Raw genomic sequence first — 21,000 nt, forward strand, 5'->3', positions numbered from 1 at the left:
CATGTCCTACAAGACATCATTACTGTTGGGTTATCTTTTGGCGGGTGTGGCAGGGGTTGCCCCGACGCTCTCGCTGGGCGACAACGGCCGACTTATCGCCACAGGTGGCGCAACCAGTATTGAGGGCAGCGCCGGTGGCGGTATCACCCCATGGGCGGTGATCACCGGTTACAGCGAGCAAGGTGAGTGGGGGGCGACAGCCTTCGCCACGCACATCAATCTGCCGGACTACAACCTTGATGTGGCGGGCCTCGCCGTCGCCTATGGCAACCGCGTCGAGTTTTCCTATGCTCACCAACGTTTCGATATCAGCAACCTGCAGCACAGGCTCAGCTTGCCGGACGACAACCTCAGCCAGGACGTGTTCGGCGTCAAAGTGCGCCTGTTCGGCGACCTGATCTATGAAAGCCTGCCGCAGGTTTCGCTGGGCGTGCAGTACAAGCATCAGAACGATTTCCTGATCCCGAGTCTGGTGGGGGCCAAGCGTGATTCGGATGTCGAAGGGTATCTGACGGCCAGTCGGCTGTTCATGGGCGCGGCGTTTGGCTACAACGTCGTGGTCAACGGTGGCATGCGTTATAGCCGCGCCAACGAAACCGGTCTGCTCGGGTTTGGCGGGGACCGGCGTGACAGTCGCAGTCTGCTCAAGGAGGGCTCGGTAGCGGTGCTGTTCAATCCTCGCTGGGCGCTTGGCGTCGAATATCGCGAAAAGCCGGATAATCTTTCGTTTGCTGGCGAGAGCGACTGGGCAGATGTGTTTCTCGGTTATTTCCCCAACAAGCATCTGTCCGTTGTATTGGCCTACGCCCGTCTGGGCGAAATCGCCACGCTGGATAACCAGAACGGCACTTATCTGTCTGTTCAGGGGAGTTTCTGATGAGACGCTTGCTGATCTGTCTGATGCTGACGGTACTGGCCGGTTGCGCCCAACAGCAACAGCCCCCCAAGGATGACAGTCTTTATCGAGACCTTGGCCAGCGTGCCGGCATCCAGCGCATCGTCGAAGGCATGCTCATGAACGTGGCCAGGGATGACCGGATTGTCGAGCGCTTCAAGAAAGTCGACATCGTGCGTCTGCGCGACAAACTGGTCGAGCAACTCTGTGTCGAAGCGGGCGGCCCGTGCCGTTACACCGGTGACAGCATGGCCGAGTCGCACAAGGGTCAGAACCTTACCCCCAGCGATTTCAACGCGCTGGTTGAAAACCTGATCGCAGCGATGGACACCGAGAACGTCCCGGTTCCGGTCCAGAACCGTTTGATCGCCCGGTTGGCGCCAATGCGTGGCGACGTGGTCGGTAAGTAATTCGTAGCCTTTAAGTGCAGTCTGACTATCGTGTCAATGCTCCGCGTCCAGGATCGGACGCAGAGCGTCCAGAACGGCATTCCCACGCTGGAGCGTGCGGAACGATAATCTTCAGGGAGAGCACTTACGCGAGAACACTATCGTGCCAATGCTCCGCGTTGGCATGCCGTTGGTGACGCTCAGCGTCACAAATCGCCGTCGCGCCGCGCGCTCAGGATTGGACGCAGAGCATCCAGAACAGAGTTCCCACTGGAGCGTGTGTAATGAAACTTCCAGCCTCGCCTCAACTCAACCGCGTCAGGTACCCCGGCACTTCCTGCTCCGGCAGTACCGACAGCACTTTCAGGCGCTGGAGCATGCGCTGCCGAGCGCGTTGCAGGTGCTCCTTGAGGTTCAAGGCCGCGGCGTCGAAAGCACCGTGCAGCAGCAACTCAATGATCAGCCGGTGCTCGGCCAGCATCGCTTCATCCGCGCCAATTTCCAGCAACCGGTAGAAAATCCGGTTGATGATCATCGGGCTCTGCGCCTGACTGATCAGAGTAGCGATCTTGCGGTTTTGCAGGCCGCCCAGACACTGCTGATGCAGGTCGTCCTCAAGGCGCTCTATTTCCTCCAGGCTGCACTGTTCGGCATTTTGCGCCTGAATGACTCTGGCCAGCATGGCCTCCAGAGTTTCGCGACTCAGCTGCGGCGCGGTCTGGCGCAGGGCTTCGGGCTCAAGGCAGGCGCGCAGTTCGTAGTCTTCGGTGATCTCCCGGGCCGTCAGCGGCCCTGCCAGCCACTGTGAGTAAGGCTCTTTTTCCACCAGGCCGCGATCACGCAAACGCATCAGCGCCTCGCGAACCACCGCGCGGCTGACGCCGTAGTGCTGCGCGGCGCTTTGTTCATCCAGCCGATAATGACCAAAGGCGATACAGGCCGACAGCGCCGCGCCGATCTCGTCATGAATACGTTCGCCGAGTGGGCGGGTGTCGACCAGCTCTTCGCTGCTGTCCAGCCCGAACTGCTTGTGGCTCAGGCTCAACCGCAACGGCTCGACTTCCCCGGCGTCAGGATTGACCAGATAACCCCGGCCATCGAAACGGCTGATCAAGCCTTCTTCATGCAGCAGGTTGAGCGCCTTGCGCACCGGCACCCGGCTGGTGCCGAACAGTTCTGCCAACGGTGCTTCAAGCAGCACCAGTCCATTGGCAGCCGCACCCGAGACGATTGCGTTACGCAACACCTCACGGATCGTGGCGTAACGCGACGCGGTGCGCGTGTCCTCTTCTGACATCGGTTTCATACACTTCTGGCGGTTGACGGGCAATTCTCGCACAGATGCGCCGTTGTCACCCTGGGCCACGTCCTGATGCTCGCTCATGGGGCCACCGTTACTTTTTTGCACTAAAATGTATCTTTTGTAAAAGATACATTATTTCTTTATGACGATCCTGTTCGTCCACGACGCCTTATCGCAACTGATTGATGCCTTTGCAAAAAGGTTTCTAGTACGGCGTTTCCAGCGCGAAAGGGCCGTCAGCTTGATCGGGTCAGGGCGTCGCGACATGCAGATTGGCATGGAACCCGCCTTTGTTAAATGTACATTTTATTAATAAGTACATTTTTGAGGGTGTGATGTCCATGACCGATACCGGGAGTCACAGCGTTACCGGTGATGCCTGCGCACTGGCCGAGGATTTTGCTCAAGGGCGCAGTGACCCTGTGCAGGCTCTGGACAAGGCGCTGCAACAGGCGGCACGCGCCGATCATGTGTTCATTTCCATGAGTATCGAACGGGCACGCAGGGAAGCCGAAGCGTCTGCGGCCCGCTGGCAGCAAGGGCAGCCATTGAGCCCCTTCGACGGCGTGCCCATCGCCTGGAAGGATCTTTTCGACGTGGCAGGCAGCGTCACAACCGCCGGTGCTGCGGTGCGCAACAACCTGTCGCCCGCGCTGCTGGATGCGCCGAGTGTCGGGCTGCTGGCACGGTCCGGGATGGTCAGCCTGGGCAAGACCAATCTCAGTGAATTCGCTTATTCAGGGCTGGGCCTGAACCCGCATTTCGGTACGCCGATCAACCCCAACAGCGACGGCTCGCCACGTATTCCTGGCGGTTCGTCTTCGGGTTCGGCAGTCGCCGTCGCCAACAGAACCGTACCGATCGCCATGGGTACCGATACCGCCGGTTCTATTCGTGTGCCGGCAGCGCTCAACGGTCTGGTGGGGTTTCGCAGCACCAGCCGCCGCTATAGCCGCGACGGCGTTTTCCCGCTGGCGCTGACGCTGGACAGCGTCGGGCCACTGACCCGCAGTGTGCGCGACGCTCTAGTGATCGACGATCTGCTCTGTGCGCGCAGCAAACCTTCATCGTTGATACCACGCAGCCTGGCCGGTCAACGTTTCCTGCTCGATCAGGCGGTGCTGGAAGACGAACGAGTCACGCCGGCCGTCCGCGACAACCTGTTGCGTGCTGTTGAAGCCTTGCGTGCAAGCGGTGCGCTGATCGAGGTCAAGCCTTGCCAGGCATTTCAGGCCACGTTGCTGTTAACCCAGCAACACGGCTGGCTTGGTGCCGCCGAGGCGTTCGCGCTGCATCAGGCGTTGCTCGACAGCGACGCCGCCAGCCAGCTCGACCCCAGAGTGCGCAAGCGCCTGGAGGCCGCACGGCATATGCCCGCCAGCCTGCTGGTCAATCTGTACGCCGCCCGCGAACGTTTGCAGGAGCAATTGACCCTCGAACTCGATGGCGCGCTGCTGATTACTCCAACTGTTGCTCATGTGGCGCCGCCGCTCGCGCCCCTGTTGAACGACGAAGAGCTGTTCATTCAAACCAACCTCGCCACGCTGCGCCTGACCATGCCCGGCAGCCTGCTGAACATGCCCGGCGTGTCACTGCCCAGCGGCCGCGATGCCTCGGGCTTGCCCACCGGGCTGTTGCTCAGCGCACCGGCAGGCGAAGACGCACGGCTGCTGCGTGCGGCGCTGACCGTGGAGTCATTGATCGCAGCCCCTTGAATACGTTTTGCAGTGCAAACCGGCCCGCGTGCCGTACAGCGCGAAGCCGATCTGATTAACCCGTGGGAGAACAACGATGGCCAAAGAAATTCTGTGTGCGTTTGGTGTGGATGTGGATGCCGTTGCTGGCTGGCTGGGCTCCTATGGCGGCGAGGATTCGCCGGACGACATTTCCCGCGGCCTGTTCGCCGGTGAAGTCGGCGCTCCGCGTCTGCTCAAGCTGTTCGAGCGTTACGGTCTGCGCACCACCTGGTTCATTCCGGGGCACTCCATGGAGACCTTCCCCGAGCAGATGAAAGCCGTGGCGGATGCCGGGCATGAAATCGGTGTGCATGGTTACAGCCATGAAAACCCGATTGCCATGACCCCGGAGCAGGAAGAGATCGTCCTCGACAAGTCCATCGACCTGATCACGCAAATGACCGGCAAACGCCCGACCGGCTATGTCGCGCCATGGTGGGAGTTCAGCAACGTCACCAACGAGCTGCTGCTCAAGAAAGGCATCAAGTACGACCACAGCCTGATGCACAACGACTTCCACCCTTACTACGTTCGGGTGGGCGACAAATGGACCAAAATCGATTACAGCCAGCATCCGGATACCTGGATGAAGCCGCTGGTACGTGGCGAAGAAACCGATCTGGTGGAAATTCCTGCCAACTGGTACCTGGACGATCTGCCGCCAATGATGTTCATCAAGAAGGCACCGAACAGCCACGGTTTCGTCAACCCTCGACATCTGGAAGAGATGTGGCGCGACCAGTTCGACTGGGTCTATCGCGAACACGAACACGCTGTATTCACCATGACCATTCACCCGGACGTGTCTGGTCGCCCGCAAGTGCTGCTGATGCTGGAGCGCTTGATCGAGCACATTCAGAGCCATGCTGGCGTCAAGTTCGTCACTTTCGACGAGATTGCCGACGATTTCGTGCGTCGCAATCCCCGTACCCGCTGATTCATTGCCCTGTCCGAGGCGTCACTCATGTCCATTTACAATAAGCTCGACCTGACCGGCTGGAAACCTGAGCAACTGACTCCGGAGCAAGTACGGTTCGCCACATGGATTGCGTTTTTCGCGTGGGTGTTTGCGGTATATGACTTCATTCTGTTTGGCACGCTGTTACCGGAAATCGGTCGGCATTTCAGCTGGAGTGAGGTCGAACAGGCCGAAATCGCGACCTGGGTCGCGGTCGGCACCGCGGTGGTGGCTCTGGCCATCGGCCCGCTGGTAGATCGCCTGGGACGGCGCGTGGGTATCATTTTCACCGTGAGTGGCTCGGCGATCTGCTCGGCGCTCACGGCCATCGGCGGAGCATGGGGCAAGTCGCCCCTGATCCTCATTCGTTCGCTGGGCGGTCTGGGTTATGCCGAAGAAACGGTCAACGCGACCTACCTGAGCGAAATCTACGCGGCATCCGACGACCCGCGTCTGGCCAAGCGCCGTGGCTTCATCTACAGCCTGGTGCAGGGCGGCTGGCCGGTCGGCGCTTTGATCGCAGCAGGGCTGACCGCTGTGCTGCTGCCGATCATTGGCTGGCAGGGTTGCTTCGTGTTCGCGGCCATACCGGCCATCGTCATCGCGATCCTGGCGCGCAAGCTCAAAGAGAGCCCGCAGTTCCAGATCCATCAACGTATTACTCAGTTGCGCAAGAAGGGCGACGTGAGCCAGGCACAGGCTGTGGCGCAAACCTACGGGGTCGATTACGACGAGCACAGCAAAGCGGGGATCGGTGCTGCCTTCCGCGGTTCTTCGTGCCGCGCCACGCTGGTGATCGGTGCTGCGATCCTGCTCAACTGGGCGGCGATTCAGGTATTCAGTGTGCTGGGTACGACGGTGATCGGCAGCGTCCACCACATCTCGTTCGAGAACTCGCTGATCATTCTGGTGCTGTCCAACCTGGTGGGCTATTGCGGCTACCTGTGTCACGGCTGGATGGGTGACCGGATCGGTCGCCGCAATGTCATCGGCCTTGGCTGGATGCTCGGCGGCCTGGCGTTTGCCGGCATGCTTTACGGGCCAAGCAACATGGTGACGGTGGTCGGCTTGTACAGCCTGGGGCTGTTCTTCCTGATCGGCCCGTACTCGGCGGCCTTGTTCTTCATCAGCGAAAGCTTCCCGACCAGCATTCGTGCCACGGGTGGCGCAATCATCCATGCCATGGGCCCGCTCGGTGCTGTGGTCGCAGGCTTCGGCGCCACATCGGTACTGAGCGCAGGCGGCGACTGGCAGACCTCGGCGTTGTACTTCGGCGCAGTGCCTTGCTTCCTGTCGGGTGCACTGATGTTCGCCGCTAAACACGTGCGACCTGAAACGGTGAAATGAGGAGCAGCACATGACGCGTAAAGTTGCAGTGATAACCGGTGCCGCCAGCGGCATCGGCCAGGCGCTGGCAGTGGCTTTTGCCCGGCACGGTGTGGCGGTGGCAGGCGGATTCTATCCGGCTGACCCGCATGATCCGAATGAAACCCGCAGGCTGGTGGAGGCGGCGGGTGGCGAATGCCTGATGCTGCCGCTGGATGTGACCAGCACCGAGTCGGTCGACGATCTGGCTGCGGCTGCGATCAAGGCCTATGGCCGAATCGACTACGCAGTGGCCAATGCCGGACTGTTGCGTCGTGCGCCCTTGCTGGAAATGACCGACGAACGCTGGGACGAAATGCTCGACGTGGACCTGACCGGGGTGATGCGTACTTTCCGCGCCGCCGCCCGGCATATGGGCGAGGGCGGTTCGCTGGTGGCGATCTCATCGATTGCCGGTGGTGTCTACGGCTGGCAGGACCATTCCCATTACGCCGCCGCCAAGGCGGGTGTGCCAGGGCTGTGTCGCTCGCTGGCAGTGGAACTGGCGCCCAAGGGCATTCGCTGCAATGCGGTGATTCCCGGTTTGATCGAAACGCCACAGTCGCTGGACAGCAAGAACTCGCTGGGCCCTGAGGGTCTGGCGCAGGCGGCCAAGGCCATTCCGCTGGGTAGAGTAGGCCGAGCGGACGAAGTCGCTGCGCTGGTACGTTTTCTGTGCAGCGACGAAGCCAGTTACCTGACCGGGCAAAGCATCGTGATCGACGGCGGCCTGACCGTGCGCTGGCCGGGGTAGATCGCGCAAATTCAATCAAGGAACCCGACCCATGCAACAGCTCAAACAAAAACGTGCGGTGATCACCGGTGCAGGCAGCGGCATTGGTGCTGCCATCGCGCTTGCCTACGCGAGTGAAGGTGCGCATCTGGTGCTGGGCGATCGTGATTCGGTCACTCTGGCCAAGGTTGCCGAAAACTGCCGTCAGCTCGGCGCGCAGGTGCAGGAATGCGTGGCCGACGTCGGCAGCGTCGAGGGGGCGCAGGCCAGTGTCGATGCCTGTGTCGAGCATTTTGGCGGCATCGACATTCTGGTCAATAACGCCGGCATGCTGACCCAGGCACGTTGCGTCGACCTGAGCATCGAGATGTGGAACGACATGCTGCGCGTCGACCTGACCAGCGTATTTGTGGCCAGCCAGCGCGCCTTGCCGCACATGATTGCCCAGCGTTGGGGACGCATCATCAATGTTGCCTCGCAACTGGGCATCAAAGGCGGTGCCGAGTTGACCCATTACGCTGCTGCCAAGGCCGGGGTGATCGGTTTCAGCAAATCCCTTGCGCTGGAAGTCGCCAAGGACAACGTGCTGGTCAATGCCATCGCTCCCGGCCCTATCGAAACACCGCTGGTCGCCGGGATCAGCAGCGCGTGGAAAACCGCCAAGGCTGCCGAGTTGCCGCTGGGGCGTTTCGGTCTGGCCGAGGAAGTTGCGCCGGTGGCGGTGCTCTTGGCCAGCGAGCCGGGTGGCAACCTGTTCGTCGGCCAGACGCTAGGCCCCAATTCCGGCGACGTCATGCCATGAGCAAACTGCTGGAGAACACCTGATGTGTGGATTGTGCGGGCTGTTGGGCGAAGATGTGCACTGGAGCGACCCACTGGCTGCCGAACTGCCCCGGCGGCGTGAGCGTTTGCGGCGTATTGCCGCGATCAACAAGGTGGTGGCTCCTTTTCGCCTTAAGGTCGAGGACTTTCAGGGCGTTTCCTACCTTCTGCTGGGGGCCACCGGCAAGCAGGAACTGGCGACCGGCCTGGAGCAGCTCTGGCAGAAAGCCGAGTTACTGATTGGTCGCCCGCTCGACCCGCTGGATTCCCGTTTGCTCGACCATCTGCAGAGGTCATCATGAGCATTGCTCTCAATGTGATTACCGGCTTTCTCGGCAGCGGCAAGACCACGTTGCTCAAACGCCTGCTGGCCGATGAAGACATGGGCGAAACTGCGCTGTTGATCAACGAATTCGGCGATGTCGGTATCGATCATCTGCTGGTTGAAGAGGTTGCTCCGGATACCGTTCTGCTGCTCAGCGGTTGTGTCTGCTGCACCGTCAGGGGGGAGCTGAAAGATGCGTTGCTCGGCCTTCTGGAGCGACGTAATCGTGGCGAGATTCCAGCGTTTCGCCGGGTGATCCTAGAGACCACCGGCCTTGCGGATCCCGCACCGATTCTCACCACGCTGAGCAATGACCCGCAACTGCGCGGGCGTTTTCATATCGGCCTGATCGTCACGTTGGTGGACGCCTGCCACGCAACACTGCAAGAGCGTCTGCATCCGGAGTGGCTGGCTCAGATCGCGGCGGCGGACCGGCTGTTATTGAGCAAGACCGATCTGGTCGATCAGCCCGCACTGGACGCGCTTCGTCAGCACCTGCAAGCGCTGAATTTCTCTGCACCGCTGCGGGATACGGCGCAGATCCACAGTGGCGATCAACTGTTGCTGGGCGAGGGCATGCGCAGCGACGAACCGGCCGCTGAAGTGACGCGTTGGCAACTGCATCGGGTGCTGTCGACTTCCGCGCGGCATGGTGATGCGCAGTTCTGTTGCCTGACGTTCGAGCGGCCTCTGGACTGGGTCGGTTTCGGGGTGTGGCTGTCGATGCTGTTAAGATGCCACGGTGAACGAATCCTCCGTGTCAAAGGACTGCTCAACGTGAACGACAACCAGGCTCCCATCGTGATTCATGGTGTGCAGCATTGCCTGCATGCGCCGGTGCATCTTGCAGCCTGGCCAGGAGAGGATCGTACTTCCCGGCTGGTGTTCATCCTGCGCGGTCTTGATCCCGAGTTGCTGCGTCGTTCATTCGAAGTGTTTTCCAGCAGCTTCGCGCCATCACTCAGCGAGTCTGCGGCATGACCATTACCTTGCGTGTGCTGGGTACGTCCGTGACCTTGCTGGAGTCCTTGCGTGAGCGGGCCGAGCAGGAACTGGGCATCAAGCTGATCTATCAGATCCATGACGTGCAGACTGCGCAACGCATCGCGGTCATGCAGCCCGACAGCTACGACCTTTACGATCAGTGGTTTCATAACGTTGATTTCGTCTGGCCTGCGCGGGCCATTCAACCCATCGACACGCGGCGCATCGCGCTTTGGCACGAAATCAACGACCTGCCCAAACAGGGGCGACTAAGACCCACCGATCAACCGGGCAGCGGCAGTGTGCCCAGCGAACGTCTGTTCGTGCAGCACGATGGCAGCCTGGGCAGTGCGGTGACTGAGCGCATCAGTATGTTGCCGCTGACTCACAACGCCGACAGTTTTGCCTATCGCCCCGAGCGTTTGCCGGATGGGCTGAGTCCTGCTGAGGAAAGTTGGGGCTGGTTGCTCGACCCTGTGTGGGGTGGGCGCATCGCCTTGCAGAGCGACGCTGCTATCGGCGCACTGGATGCCGCATTGGCTGTGCAGGGCGCTGGGCTGGCTGCGTTCAAGGACATCGGCAACATGAGCATCGAAGAAATCGACGTGTTGGCCGACGTGCTGGTGCGTAAACAGCAGCAAGGGCATTTTGGCGCGTTCTGGTCAGACGACGAAGAAGCCGCCGAACTGATGCTCAGCCCGACCATCGACATTCAGAGCCTCTGGTCACCGACCCTGGTCAGGTTGCACCGCGCGGGTGTTAAGTACCGCGTGGCAGTGCCCAAAGAGGGTTATCGCGGCTGGTTCGGCGGGCTGTCTTTATCGCGCCACGCCAAAGGCCCGGTGCTGGATGCAGCCTACGCCTACTTGAACTGGTGGCTGTCCGGCTGGCCGGGCGCAGTGATGGCGCGGCAGGGGTATTACATCGGTAATCCGGCGCGCAGTCGTGATCATCTGAGTGCCGCAGAATGGGATTACTGGTACGCCGGTCTGCCCGCCCGCGAGCAACTGCTCGGCAGCGACGGCCTGCCACTGATCGACGCCGGAGAGATCCGCGACGGCGGTTCCTACGAGGAACGCATGGGCCACATTGCGGTGTGGAACTCGGTCATGAACGAACACAACTACCTGGTCCGCCGCTGGAACGATATCCTGCGCGCCAGTGGCAAAAGCAGCGCCAAAGCGCGTTAGGCACGCATTCAAAAGCGGACGCAGTGCGTCCAGAACGGCGTTCCCACGCTGGAGCGTGCGGAACGATAATCGTCAGAGCACCATCGTGCCAATGCTCCGCGTTGGCATGCACTTCGTGACGCTCCGCGTCACAGGTCTACGCCACACCACATATTCAAGAGCTGACGCAGAGCGTCCAGAGCGGCATTCCCACGCTGGAGCGTGCGGAACGATAATCGTCAGAGCACCATCGTGCCAATGCTCCGCGTTGGCATGCAGTTCGTGACGCTCCGCGTCACAGGTCTGCGCCGCACCGCACATTCAAGAGCTGACGCAGAGCGTCCAGAATGGCATTCCCACGCTGGAGCGTGCGGAACGATAATCGTCAGAGCACCATCGTGCCAATGCTCTGCGTTGGCATGCATTTCGTGACGCTCCGCCTCACAGGTCTGCGCCGCACCGCACATTCAAGAGAGGACGCAGAGCGCCCAGAACGGCATTCCCACGCTGGAGCGTGCGGAACGATAATCGTCAGAGCACCATCGTGCCAATGCTCCGCGTTGGCATACATTTCGTGACGCTCCGCGTCACAGGTCTACGCCGCGGCGCACATTCAAGAGAGGACGCAGAGCGTCCAGAACGGCATTCCCACGCTGGAGCGTGCGGAACGATAATCGTCTGGAAAGGCTCTTCCGGCAGGGCACTTCCGCGAGAACACTATCGTGCCAATGCTCCGCGTTGGCATGCACTTCGTGACGCTCCGCGTCATAGATCTACAGCCTTGTCCGGTAGCAAATGCAGCCGAGACAAGGTTTCAATGGCAACAAAAAAAGCGGCTACCTCTCGATAGCCGCTTTCCATTTACCGCACTAATGCATCACTTCGGCAGTTTGAATGCCATCACGTAGTCACCCTGTTTGGTGCCCAGTGAACCGTGACCGCCCGCCACGACCAGCACGTATTGCTGACCGTCCTTGCCGGTGTAGGTCATCGGTGTGGTTTGGGCGCCTGCTGGCAGGCGACCTTCCCACAGCTGTTTGCCGTTACGTACATCGTAGGCGCGCAGGTATTGGTCAAGCGTACCGCTCAGGAAGGCCAGACCGCTCGCCGTTGTGATCGGGCCACCCAGGCTTGGAACGCCCATGGTCAGCGGGATCGGGATTGGCGAACTGTCACGCACGGTACCGTTCTTGTGCATCCAGATGGTTTTGTGGGTGGTCAGATCGACCGCCGCCACGTAACCCCACGCCGGTGCCTGGCACGGCAGGCCCATTGGCGACAGAGGATCACGCCATAAGGTGCGCCCTTGTTCGGCTGCACGCCTTCGGTTTCGCTCTTGCGGCCAGGGCCGCCTTCGACTTCGGCAGCAGGCACCAGCTTTGAACGGAACGCCATGTAGCTCGGGTTGACGAAGGCAATCTGACGAACCGGGTCGACGGAAATACCGCCCCAGTCGAACACACCGAAGTTACCCGGATAAACAATCGAACCCTGCAGCGATGGCGGCGTGAACGGGCCGTCGTAGCGCAGCGACTTGAAGTCGATCCGGCACATCATCTGGTCAAATGGCGTCACGCCCCACATGTCGCGCTCTTTAAGCGGCGGCGGCATGAAGTTCAGGTCGGACTTGGGCTGGGTCGGCGAGGTGTGATCGCCTGCAACAGCGCCTTGCGGAACCGGTATTTCGTTGATCGGCACAATGGGCTGACCGGTGCTGCGGTCCAGCACGTAGATGCTGCCCTGCTTGGTCGATGCCAATACCGCCGGCTTCACGCCATCAGCCGTTTTCATGTCCAGCAGGGTCGGTTGACCACCCACGTCCATGTCCCACAGGTCATGGTGGGTGAACTGGTAATTCCAACGTACGCGACCCGTCGCGATGTCCAGCGCAACCAGGCCCGCGCTGTATTTCTCGGAATCCGGCGTACGATCGCCGCCCCATTGGTCAGGCGTCTGGTTACCCATCGGCAGGTAGATCATGCCGAGCTTTTCATCGACGCTGAACATGGACCACATGTTCGGCGAGTTGCGCGTGTAGATCTTGCCTTCGGCAATCGGCGCAGTCTCTTCCGGGTTGCCGCTGTCCCAGTTCCAGACCAGACGGCCAGTGTGCACGTCGTAGGCACGGATCACGCCGGACGGTTCGTCCATAGAGACGTTATCGGTAACGTGGCCGCCGATGATCACCAGGTCTTTGGTCACTGCCGGTGGCGACGTGGAATAATAGCCGCCCGGAGCAAACGTACCCATGTTGGCAGTCAGGTCAACAGAACCCTTGTTGCCGAAGTCTTCACACATTTTGCCGGTATCGGCGTTCAGCGCGATCAGACGGGTGTCGGCAGTCGGCAGGAAGATTCTGCGTGGGCATGCATTTGAAGTGGCGCTGGCTGCGGCCGGTGCTGCCGGGCTTTGTGCCGGGGCGCTGGCTGCATAGGCTGCGTCGTCATGATAAGTGACGCCACGGCAGGTCATGTGCGCCCAGCCTTTGAAGTTTTTCGCATTCTGGGTGCTGAGTTTCGGGTCGAAGCGCCAGATTTCCTTGCCCGAATCCGGATCAAGTGCGATCACCTGGCTGTGCGGCGTGCACACGTAGAGCATGCCGTTGACCTTGAGCGGTGTGTTCTCGGCAGTGGTTTCACCCGGGTCGTTCGGCCCAGGGATGTCACCAGTGCGGAAGGTCCAGGCCGGTTCCAGTTTGTTGACGTTTTCCGGGGTGATCTGCGCCAGAGGCGAGTAGCGGTCACCGAATGCGGTACGGCCGTAGGACTGCCAGTCGCCGTCAGGCATGGCCGGAGCGGTGTTGGTGGTGCCGGCAGTTTCGCGGTCCAGCTGGCCTTCGATACGGCCAGGGTTGGTGAACTGGCTCGCCAGCGCGGTCAGACCGGCCAGCACGACAGCAACGCTCAATGCGCCAGTGCCCAGGCGCGCCGGGCCATTGCGCAGCAGTGGCTTGCGGAACCACGGCAGCAGCAGGACGATGCCCAGTGCGAACCACAGCGCTAGGCGTGGTACCAATTGCCACCAATCGAGTCCGACTTCCCACAACGACCATACAGTGCTCGCGAACAGCAGCAGTGCATAAAGGCCCAGCGCAGCCGCGCGACCAGTGATCAGCAACACGCCGGTCACGGCGAAGCCGATACCGGCCAACAGGTAATACAACGAGCCATCCAGTTGCAGCAGTCGGGCACCACCGACCAGCAAGGCCAGCCCCATCAACAGGATCACCAGCCCGAGCAGGGTCGGCAACAGGCGATTTCTATTTGAAGCACTGTCAGTGCTCATAATGCGAATCTCCGCGAGAAGTAAGTAGTTGATATCTTGTTTTCATGTACGCCGCCGACCCTGGCAGCATTCCTTGAGGCTGTTTATTGAAACGAATCACCGACGGTCGAATTCAACATCACACAGAACACGGTTGCCCATTCAGCGCGGCCCGGTCATTGATTCGTAGACCATTGCCGCCCGAATTCGTGCATAGGTGTTTATTCAGCGGAGCCTCTTCAGAAAGGAAACCTGAAGTCCTTAAACGCGCAATGATAGGACGCTAACGATTTTTCTAAAAGCGATAAACCTGACATGGATCATTGCAAGGTCGGCAACAGTGGCTCAAGTCGACTGTGTTTTATGAAAGCGCGGCGCTTACAATGGCAGACTTTTCGGGAAGACCTGCGCGCTCCAGGAAGCTGTTCAGGCTGCTATCCCTCTTCATCAGCTTCAAGGCTCATCATGACAACACCCAATTCCGATCCGCTGCACGGTGTCACGCTGGAGCAGATTCTCAGGGCTCTGGTCGAACATTACGAATGGTCCGGCCTCGCCGAGCGCATCGACATTCGCTGCTTCAAAAGCGATCCGAGCATCAAATCCAGTCTGACTTTTCTGCGCAAGACGCCCTGGGCGCGTGAAAAGGTTGAAGCGTTGTATGTGAAGTTGCATCGCGGCAAGGGCTGGTAACAGGCCCGCCAGAAAAGCCCGGCATGGACGCTGGAACTCAAGGATAACGATTGATGCACCGCGAACATTCAACTGCGCAGGGACAGCGCTATTACACCCTTGTTGCAGCCTGCCTCGGCTGGTCGGGGCTGGTCATCCAGCTGTACCTGATCTTCATTGGCCGTTATGCCGATCACGCCAGTCTGCTGGGCGGGCTGGTGCGGTTTTTAAGTTTCTTTACCGTACTGACCAACACCCTGGCAGCTGTCGCGCTGAGTTGTGCCCTGACGTCGCGGCAGTCGGCAGGCCACCGTTTTTTCCGGCACCCGGTGGTATGCGGCGGCATTGCGGTGAGCATTGCGCTGGTGGGCATCGCTTACAACATTCTGTTGCGCCATCTGTGGCACCCGCAAGGCTGGCAGTGGGTGGCCGATGAGTTGCTGCACGACATAATGCCGCTGGCGTTCGTACTGTACTGGTGGCTGTACGTGCCCAAAGGCGCGTTGCGCTTGCGCCATGTGCCGCTGTGGGCGATCTATCCGATCATCTACTTCGCCTACGTCCTGCTGCGTGGCCACATGCTTGGTGACTACCTGTATCCATTCATCGATGTCGGCACGATCGGTTTTCCAAAGGCATTTATCAACGCGCTGGGCGTGCTGCTCGGGTTCTTGCTGGTTGCACTGTTGCTGCTTGGGGTCGACAGATGGGCGGCTCGTCGCACGATGTGAGTCGCCCAGGCTTGCCTATTCTTCAGTGCCGTCCAGCTTCCAGTAGCCAGCGGCCTTGACGAAATCCTCTTGCAGGCCGAACTCATCGAGCAGCACGCGACGCAGCTTGCGTGACAGCGCGGATTCAGTCGCGACCCACGCGTACAGCTTGCCCTCGGGCATCTCCAGGCGACGCGTGACATCCACCAGATTCTGCTCGCCGCGTACGATCCAGATCACGTCGACCTGTGCGGCGCTGTCGAACACCTGCTGTTCCTGCGGGTTGGCCACTTCGACCACCACCAGCGCTGCACGGTTGGCGGGCAGCGATTCCAGGCGTCGAGCGATAGCGGGAATCGCCGTTTCATCGCCGATCAGCAGGTAGCTGTCGAACATGTCCGGCACCACCATCGAACCCTTTGGCCCTGCGATGTGCAGAAATTGCCCCGGTTCAGCCTGAGCCGCCCAGGTGGCAGCCGGGCCTTCGCCGTGCAGAACGAAGTCGATATCCAGCTCACCGCTGCTTTCGTCATAGCGACGCGGGGTGTAATCGCGCATCGGTGGACGTGGTGCGTCCTTGTCGCTGGTAGCGGCCAGGTCTTCCAGGGCAGCCTGTTCTTGCGCTGTCTGCGGGAAAAACAGTTTAACGTGGTCGTCTGTGCCCAGACTGATGAAGCCTGCCAGTTCCGGGCCCTGCAAGGTAATGCGGCGCATCAGCGGAGTCAGCTCTGTGACTCGCAACACTTTTAGTTTGCGACGCTTGATTTCATGCATGACGCGATGGATTGACTGGGGCGAATTCATGCCGACTCCTCCGAGGTAGGTTGAGGCCCATCGACGACAGCCTTGGCCGTGCTGTTGAGCAACTCGCTGACCCGCAGAATTTCTTCCGGGGTCCAGCGGCCGTGGTGCATCTGCAGCGCGTGGCGCAGGTTGTGCACCGCTTCGTGGATTTCCGGCGGACGATCGTGGCCGCGCAGTGAGCGCTTGCTGACATCGATGCGCATGCGCACACCTTCCAGCGCCACGGCCTGATCTTCCAGGGATTGGCGACCCGCATCGGTGATGGTGTAGAGCTTCTTGCCAGCCTGGGCATCGCCGACCACCATTTCGCTTTCTTCAAGAAACGTCAGGGTGGGGTAGATAACGCCGGGGCTGGGGCAGTACGCACCCTCGAACAGACCTTCGATCTTGCGGATCAGGTCATAGCCGTGTGCGGGCTGTTCGGCGATCAGTGCCAACAGCAGTAATTTCAGATCGCCAGGGGCGAAAACCCGAGGGCCACGTCCACCGCGTTCACGGCCTGGGCGTTTTTCAAAACCGTCGCGATCTTCACCTGGTTCACGAAGATGCGGCGGACGATGGTGGGGAGGGTGTTTATCTTCACGCATGTTTTTGATCTCTGGTTACAATTTAGATATACCTTAAGATATATCTTATTGTAATCACAGAGCTGGCAGACGAGCGGTCATTGCCGGTCAAACACCCTTGGGCGGGTCGGCAAGCGGGGCATTGCACATCGCCTGTCCGTGGTTCTCCAGGTACGGGGTCAGGATCGGAGCCATACCTTTGAGTACCTGTACCGGCAATGCCGAGGTGAAGCGAAAGCCTTCGGCGGCGCGTCCCGGTACGAACGCGGTCAATGCGCCGAAGTGGTTGTCGCCGATATAAAACACAAAGGTCGCCGTGCGATTGATCGCCCTGGAACTGAGAATGCGTCCGCCTGCGCCGATGCTCTCGATCCTGTTATCACCCGTGCCAGTCTTGCCGCCCATCGCCAGCACGCTGCCGTCCTGCATCTTGAAGGTGCCTTGCACACGCTTGGCGGTGCCGCCATCCACCACCTGCGACAAGGCTTCGCGCATTGCCGCGGCAACTTCTGCTGGCAGCACGCGCTGGCCCAGCTCCGGGTTGATGGTCAGTTCGGTGTCGTAAGGTGTACCAGCGGCAAAATGCAGACTGTCGATGCGCACGGGCGGCAAACGGATGCCGTCGTTCTGGATAATGCCGATCAGCTCGGCTAGCGCCGCCGGGCGATCACCCGAGCTGCCGATAGCCGTTGCCAGCGATGGCACCAGATGGTCGAACGGATAGCCCACGCGCTGCCAGCGCTGTTCGATATCCAGAAACGCTTCGACCTCCATCATGGTCCTTACGCGACTGTCGCGAGCGCTTTTGTGGCGACTCTTGAACAGCCAGCCGTAGACTTCCTGACGCTCGTAACGACTGGCGGCCACGGCGTCCTTGAATTGTGCTTCAGGGTGTTTGAGCAGGTAGCCCACCAGCCACAGTTCCAGCGGGTGGACGCGGGCGATGTAGCCTTGATCGGGCAAGTCGTAAGTGCCCGGCCCATAGCCCTTGTACAAGTCGGCAAGACGCTTGTCGGTCAGCTTCGAGGTTGCTTTCGGCTCATCCAGATGCGCACGGATGAACGCGTTGAACGTCGCTTGATCAGCCCCAGGCAGCAAGTAGCGATGCACGGCAGCCAAGCGGATGGCCGTGGGATGGATACCGTCCAGAAAAGTATCGAGGCGTTCCTGAGTGGTCTTTTCCTTGTAGCGTTTCCAGAAGCGCAGCAGGAACACCGTGCCCTCGCGGTCGGCAAATTGCGCGAGGTATTCCTGACGGCGCGGGTTGTCGTCATCCTTGAGCAACTCGGCGCTGTTGTTGGGCGCCTGATACGTGCTGTAGCGCACCACATCGCGCATCAGGCGAATGAACGGCAGGTTGATCGACTCACGCAGCGACTCGCGCAGGGTGGGAATCCGCTCGTTGTCTTCGCGCCTGAAGTTATTGAAACGGTGCATGCCGCCACCGGTGAAGAACGCCTCTGCCGGGCTGGCCGAATAGGTGCGATCCAGCGCGGCCGAGAGCATTTTCGCCAGATCACGGTCCTTGTTAATCAGCAGGTAATCCACCGCCCAGCGAGTCAGCCGGTCAGGTTCTTCGACAGGCACCTTGCGCAGTTGCGCGGTACTCAGATTCCCATACCGCCCGTGCAGCTCGGCGATGATCTCCAGGTAAGTGGTCAGCACACGCATCTTCGCGGTCGAACCCAGTTCCAGCTTGCTGCCTTCGTTGATGTCGAACGGCTGATCAGTGCTGTCGGTCTGCACCCTGACCCGCGAGCCATCCACGCCGCGTTCGAACAGCGTGAAGCTATAGCGTACCTGGGTGGTACTGGCCGGGGTCAGCAGCCGCTCTCCCATCAAACCGGTTTTCGCAGCGAACTCAGGGTTGGCCAGGTCACGCAGGTATTGGCTGACGCTGCGCTGCAATTCGCCATGCAGGGTACTGGTGGCCGACAGATCAAGACGGTCCAGGTCGTAAAGCGGGCGATTGAGCAGGTTCGACAAACGAGTGCGCGCGACACTGATGCCTTTATTGGTTTCGATAGGCTGAATGGTCGGCTGCTGCGCCCAGTCGCGGTAGGTGACCTGGGCTGCCAACGCGGCATCGGCCAGCGGTTGATCAATGACATTGGCTTGGGCCAGCAGACGTAGATGGCTGTCGGTCAGGTCCGCCAGTTCCAGGCGGCCCTTGGCCAGATAGTGCGACGGACGACGCTGGGCAATGACCAGTGACAGCACTTCGCGCAGGGCGAGCGCCTTGTCGGCCAGCCGCTGTTTGTCTGTGGCGCTGGAGGCCAGTAAGTCATTGGTTTTGGCAAAATCCGCACCGAACCACACCCGCAACCCTTCGGCCAGCCCATGCACTTCACCGTGCCCCGGCACAGCGGACAACGGCACACTGTTCAGATAATCACGCACCACCCGCTGGCGTACCGCGAGGGTCTCGGTGCCCGGTTGATAAGCGCGAACGCTGGCGGAAATCATCTGCCGCAACTTCTCTGAACCCGACAGCGTCAGCCCGTCGGGTGAATGGCGATATTTTTCCAGTTGAGTGGCAAGCGTACTGCCGCCAGCCGACTGGCCGGGAAGGGCGAACATCTTCGCCAGTTGCGACCACGCGGCCTTCACGAAGCGTGGCCAGTCCACTGCCGGGTTGGCCAAGGGTTGCTGCGGGTCCAACAAGTCGCGGTTTTCGATAAACAGCAGGCTGTTCACCAGCAGTGGCGGAATAGCGGTAAAGGTCGGGTAAAACTGCTGCGGGTATCTGAACTCATACAACGGTTCGTTTCGGCAATCAGTGATCGACAGGCCAGCCTGGGTCTTTTCCTCGTAAGGCACGAAAAAGCCATGCTGAACGTAGCGCATCAGCTCTGGAGAGAAACGGGTCTGGCGAGTAATCACATAATCGCGCTTGAGCAGGCGCTGCAGGAAATCATCCAGCGACGAATAGCCCAGGCGCCTGTCGAACGGCCCGTCACCGGGATACACCACGTCATGGCTCGGCCCAGGCTGCATTGAATAACTCAGGCTCGCGGCAAAGCGGCTGAACTCCCGCGCCTGCAGCCTTGAACTGCGGCTCTCCACGGTTATTGCAACACCCAGCGCAATGCAGGCCAGCACCACAATCACCCAAAACACCCGCCATCCGTATCGCTTGCGACGCGGACGCTTTGGCGCGCGTGGGTCATCCTGGCGGTCAGCTGACAGCGCTTCATGCTTGCTATCGGAATGCCGAAATACGCCCATAGTCGATTGTCCGGTCATCCTGTCAACGCACCTGACCCAAGCTTAGACGCTGGATGGGAATGTGGGGGGAATTGTGTGGTGGTTTTCGAGATTGGCTGAGACGATGCCTGGACTGGCATGGCTTGTATGCTTTTTCGTCTAAGCACAGGGTTTGACTGAAAAAATATCAGTCATAGATAAGCGCCTGAAAAGCATTCTTTATAAATCCAGGCGTTGGACTTATAAAATATTATTGGTTATTTGTAGGACGTTTCCGATAATTGTTTCCAACGCTTGATCTCGAATTAAACAGGTGATTACGTTCGGTTTTGTCAGTGGCAATGATGCCCTGATTAGTTAATCCCTGCCGAGATCAACAAAATGAAAAACAAGAAAAACAAGGCAGGTCGTGCGTTTGTGTCTGGATTGCTCTTGGCAATGTCTTATCACGCCATAGGTCAAGTAGAAGGAGCTCCTATAGTCAGTCAACAACCAATGTTGCAGGAACAGGCTGTACAAAACCCAAGCCATTCGAATCCTGTGGTGCTGTCGGACAAGATTCATCAGATCAGTCATATTCTGGAGAATACCTCGGCAGTTCATCAGTATAATTTCACCGCTGCGCGCGGCCAGAATGTACTGATTACAACGCCGGATTCGGATTACGACCAGAAATGGAGGTTGGAGTATCAGGTTGATGGCGGCGGGTGGCAGCCCAAGCGTCATTCGTCGGCGCAGAGAATCGAAGGGCTTAATCCTGGTTCACAAGTCAATATACGTATTGTCGCGACTGACGGTGCCAGGTTTGATACCACTGATTACAGCGTGGTGTTTGGCTCGTTTCCTCATATGCGTTATGACTTGCACCACGAAGAGGGCTTCAGGTTGATTCCGTATGGTTTCACCAACCCCGCTTTTCTGGCGACTCAAGCGCTCACAGAGGCAATGCTCGAGGTTACGTTTACCGACAGCAAGGCTTTTCCGCTGGAGGGCGGTGTATTTGATTTCGAGCTCAGTATCAAACATCACCAGGCTAAGTATCTTCTGAAAAAGTCCATTTTTTTGGAGAGGAACCGGGCTGGAGCGCCTGTATTTACT

General features: G+C 59.7%; 16 protein-coding genes and 2 pseudogenes. 13 read left to right on the forward strand and 5 right to left on the reverse strand.

Annotated features, from left to right (window positions below; genetic code table 11):
- The first annotated feature begins 1 nt into the window (after position 1).
- Positions 2-877, forward strand: a complete 876-nt coding sequence (locus tag LJU29_RS06770; protein WP_257111892.1) for a DUF3034 family protein — start codon at positions 2-4, stop codon at positions 875-877.
- Positions 877-1,305 (forward strand): group I truncated hemoglobin, encoded by a 429-nt coding sequence (locus LJU29_RS06775; RefSeq protein WP_004658235.1) that lies wholly within the window; start codon positions 877-879, stop codon positions 1,303-1,305. Before LJU29_RS06770 ends, LJU29_RS06775 begins: the two co-directional genes overlap by 1 nt.
- Before the next feature lie 283 nt (positions 1,306-1,588).
- Here LJU29_RS06775 and LJU29_RS06780 read toward each other — a convergent pair whose 3' ends face one another.
- Complete coding sequence (locus LJU29_RS06780) at positions 1,589-2,581, reverse strand: GntR family transcriptional regulator (RefSeq protein ID WP_371217845.1); 993 nt, start codon at positions 2,579-2,581, stop codon at positions 1,589-1,591.
- Between the two features lie 347 nt (positions 2,582-2,928).
- On the opposite strand from LJU29_RS06780, the gene LJU29_RS06785 reads away from it, so the two are divergent.
- From LJU29_RS06785 to LJU29_RS06820, 8 genes are all read left to right on the forward strand, one after another.
- On the forward strand, positions 2,929-4,302 hold the full coding sequence (locus tag LJU29_RS06785; protein ID WP_122322937.1) for an amidase: 1,374 nt from the start codon (positions 2,929-2,931) through the stop codon (positions 4,300-4,302).
- Between the two features lie 76 nt (positions 4,303-4,378).
- Positions 4,379-5,260, forward strand: coding sequence for a polysaccharide deacetylase family protein (locus tag LJU29_RS06790; protein WP_002554892.1), 882 nt, complete (start codon positions 4,379-4,381; stop codon positions 5,258-5,260).
- A 27-nt stretch (positions 5,261-5,287) separates the two neighbouring features.
- Positions 5,288-6,628, forward strand: coding sequence for an MFS transporter (locus LJU29_RS06795; RefSeq protein ID WP_057422588.1), 1,341 nt, complete (start codon positions 5,288-5,290; stop codon positions 6,626-6,628).
- Between the two features lie 10 nt (positions 6,629-6,638).
- Positions 6,639-7,400, forward strand: a complete 762-nt coding sequence (locus LJU29_RS06800; protein ID WP_005755414.1) for an SDR family NAD(P)-dependent oxidoreductase — start codon at positions 6,639-6,641, stop codon at positions 7,398-7,400.
- A 31-nt stretch (positions 7,401-7,431) separates the two neighbouring features.
- Complete coding sequence (locus LJU29_RS06805; RefSeq protein ID WP_005755416.1) at positions 7,432-8,181, forward strand: SDR family NAD(P)-dependent oxidoreductase; 750 nt, start codon at positions 7,432-7,434, stop codon at positions 8,179-8,181.
- A gap of 22 nt (positions 8,182-8,203) precedes the next feature.
- Positions 8,204-8,503, forward strand: coding sequence for a hypothetical protein (locus LJU29_RS06810; protein ID WP_003431302.1), 300 nt, complete (start codon positions 8,204-8,206; stop codon positions 8,501-8,503).
- Positions 8,500-9,507, forward strand: a complete 1,008-nt coding sequence (locus LJU29_RS06815; RefSeq protein ID WP_257111893.1) for a CobW family GTP-binding protein — start codon at positions 8,500-8,502, stop codon at positions 9,505-9,507. The genes LJU29_RS06810 and LJU29_RS06815 overlap by 4 nt, the downstream gene beginning before the upstream one ends.
- Positions 9,504-10,700, forward strand: a complete 1,197-nt coding sequence (locus LJU29_RS06820) for an ABC transporter substrate-binding protein (protein WP_057422592.1) — start codon at positions 9,504-9,506, stop codon at positions 10,698-10,700. Before LJU29_RS06815 ends, LJU29_RS06820 begins: the two co-directional genes overlap by 4 nt.
- An 856-nt stretch (positions 10,701-11,556) precedes the next feature.
- On the opposite strand, the pseudogene LJU29_RS06825 reads toward LJU29_RS06820, so the two are convergent.
- Positions 11,557-13,964: pseudogene (locus LJU29_RS06825) on the reverse strand (glucose/quinate/shikimate family membrane-bound PQQ-dependent dehydrogenase).
- 444 nt (positions 13,965-14,408) lie between these two features.
- On the opposite strand from LJU29_RS06825, the gene LJU29_RS06830 reads away from it, so the two are divergent.
- Both LJU29_RS06830 and LJU29_RS06835 read left to right on the forward strand, forming a co-directional pair.
- The gene (locus LJU29_RS06830) at positions 14,409-14,636 is read left to right on the forward strand and encodes a VF530 family protein (RefSeq protein ID WP_004658220.1); all 228 of its coding nucleotides are present in this window, start codon (positions 14,409-14,411) and stop codon (positions 14,634-14,636) included.
- Positions 14,637-14,689: 53 nt separating this feature from the next.
- Positions 14,690-15,346: a Pr6Pr family membrane protein gene (locus tag LJU29_RS06835; protein ID WP_005755420.1), complete on the forward strand. Its 657-nt coding sequence runs from the start codon at positions 14,690-14,692 to the stop codon at positions 15,344-15,346.
- A 15-nt stretch (positions 15,347-15,361) separates the two neighbouring features.
- Here LJU29_RS06835 and LJU29_RS06840 read toward each other — a convergent pair whose 3' ends face one another.
- From LJU29_RS06840 to LJU29_RS06850, 3 genes are all read right to left on the reverse strand, one after another.
- Positions 15,362-16,129, reverse strand: a complete 768-nt coding sequence (locus LJU29_RS06840; protein WP_054078355.1) for a siderophore-interacting protein — start codon at positions 16,127-16,129, stop codon at positions 15,362-15,364.
- A complete protein-coding gene (locus LJU29_RS06845; RefSeq protein WP_004658215.1) occupies positions 16,126-16,716 on the reverse strand; it encodes a PadR family transcriptional regulator in 591 nt (196 codons plus the stop codon). The genes LJU29_RS06840 and LJU29_RS06845 overlap by 4 nt, the downstream gene beginning before the upstream one ends.
- Before the next feature lie 87 nt (positions 16,717-16,803).
- Positions 16,804-19,923, reverse strand: a complete 3,120-nt coding sequence (locus LJU29_RS06850) for a transglycosylase domain-containing protein (protein WP_183137985.1) — start codon at positions 19,921-19,923, stop codon at positions 16,804-16,806.
- Between the two features lie 360 nt (positions 19,924-20,283).
- Here LJU29_RS06850 and LJU29_RS06855 point away from each other — a divergent pair.
- Positions 20,284-20,937: pseudogene (locus LJU29_RS06855) on the forward strand (hypothetical protein); the annotation flags it as partial.
- Between the last annotated feature and the right edge of the window lie 63 nt (positions 20,938-21,000).

This window comes from Pseudomonas ficuserectae, assembly GCF_024584585.1.
Classification (GTDB): Bacteria; Pseudomonadota; Gammaproteobacteria; order Pseudomonadales; family Pseudomonadaceae; genus Aquipseudomonas; species Aquipseudomonas amygdali.

Bases quoted from the DNA above. Each gene is read 5' to 3' on its own strand.
- LJU29_RS06770 (WP_257111892.1), top strand. From the start codon at position 2: ATGTCCTACAAGACATCATTACTGTTGGGTTATCTTTTGGCGGGTGTG.
- LJU29_RS06775 (WP_004658235.1), top strand. From the start codon at position 877: ATGAGACGCTTGCTGATCTGTCTGATGCTGACGGTACTGGCCGGTTGC.
- LJU29_RS06780 (WP_371217845.1), bottom strand. From the start codon at position 2,581: ATGTCAGAAGAGGACACGCGCACCGCGTCGCGTTACGCCACGATCCGT.
- LJU29_RS06785 (WP_122322937.1), top strand. From the start codon at position 2,929: ATGACCGATACCGGGAGTCACAGCGTTACCGGTGATGCCTGCGCACTG.
- LJU29_RS06790 (WP_002554892.1), top strand. From the start codon at position 4,379: ATGGCCAAAGAAATTCTGTGTGCGTTTGGTGTGGATGTGGATGCCGTT.
- LJU29_RS06795 (WP_057422588.1), top strand. From the start codon at position 5,288: ATGTCCATTTACAATAAGCTCGACCTGACCGGCTGGAAACCTGAGCAA.
- LJU29_RS06800 (WP_005755414.1), top strand. From the start codon at position 6,639: ATGACGCGTAAAGTTGCAGTGATAACCGGTGCCGCCAGCGGCATCGGC.
- LJU29_RS06805 (WP_005755416.1), top strand. From the start codon at position 7,432: ATGCAACAGCTCAAACAAAAACGTGCGGTGATCACCGGTGCAGGCAGC.
- LJU29_RS06810 (WP_003431302.1), top strand. From the start codon at position 8,204: ATGTGTGGATTGTGCGGGCTGTTGGGCGAAGATGTGCACTGGAGCGAC.
- LJU29_RS06815 (WP_257111893.1), top strand. From the start codon at position 8,500: ATGAGCATTGCTCTCAATGTGATTACCGGCTTTCTCGGCAGCGGCAAG.
- LJU29_RS06820 (WP_057422592.1), top strand. From the start codon at position 9,504: ATGACCATTACCTTGCGTGTGCTGGGTACGTCCGTGACCTTGCTGGAG.
- LJU29_RS06830 (WP_004658220.1), top strand. From the start codon at position 14,409: ATGACAACACCCAATTCCGATCCGCTGCACGGTGTCACGCTGGAGCAG.
- LJU29_RS06835 (WP_005755420.1), top strand. From the start codon at position 14,690: ATGCACCGCGAACATTCAACTGCGCAGGGACAGCGCTATTACACCCTT.
- LJU29_RS06840 (WP_054078355.1), bottom strand. From the start codon at position 16,129: ATGAATTCGCCCCAGTCAATCCATCGCGTCATGCATGAAATCAAGCGT.
- LJU29_RS06845 (WP_004658215.1), bottom strand. From the start codon at position 16,716: ATGCGTGAAGATAAACACCCTCCCCACCATCGTCCGCCGCATCTTCGT.
- LJU29_RS06850 (WP_183137985.1), bottom strand. From the start codon at position 19,923: ATGGGCGTATTTCGGCATTCCGATAGCAAGCATGAAGCGCTGTCAGCT.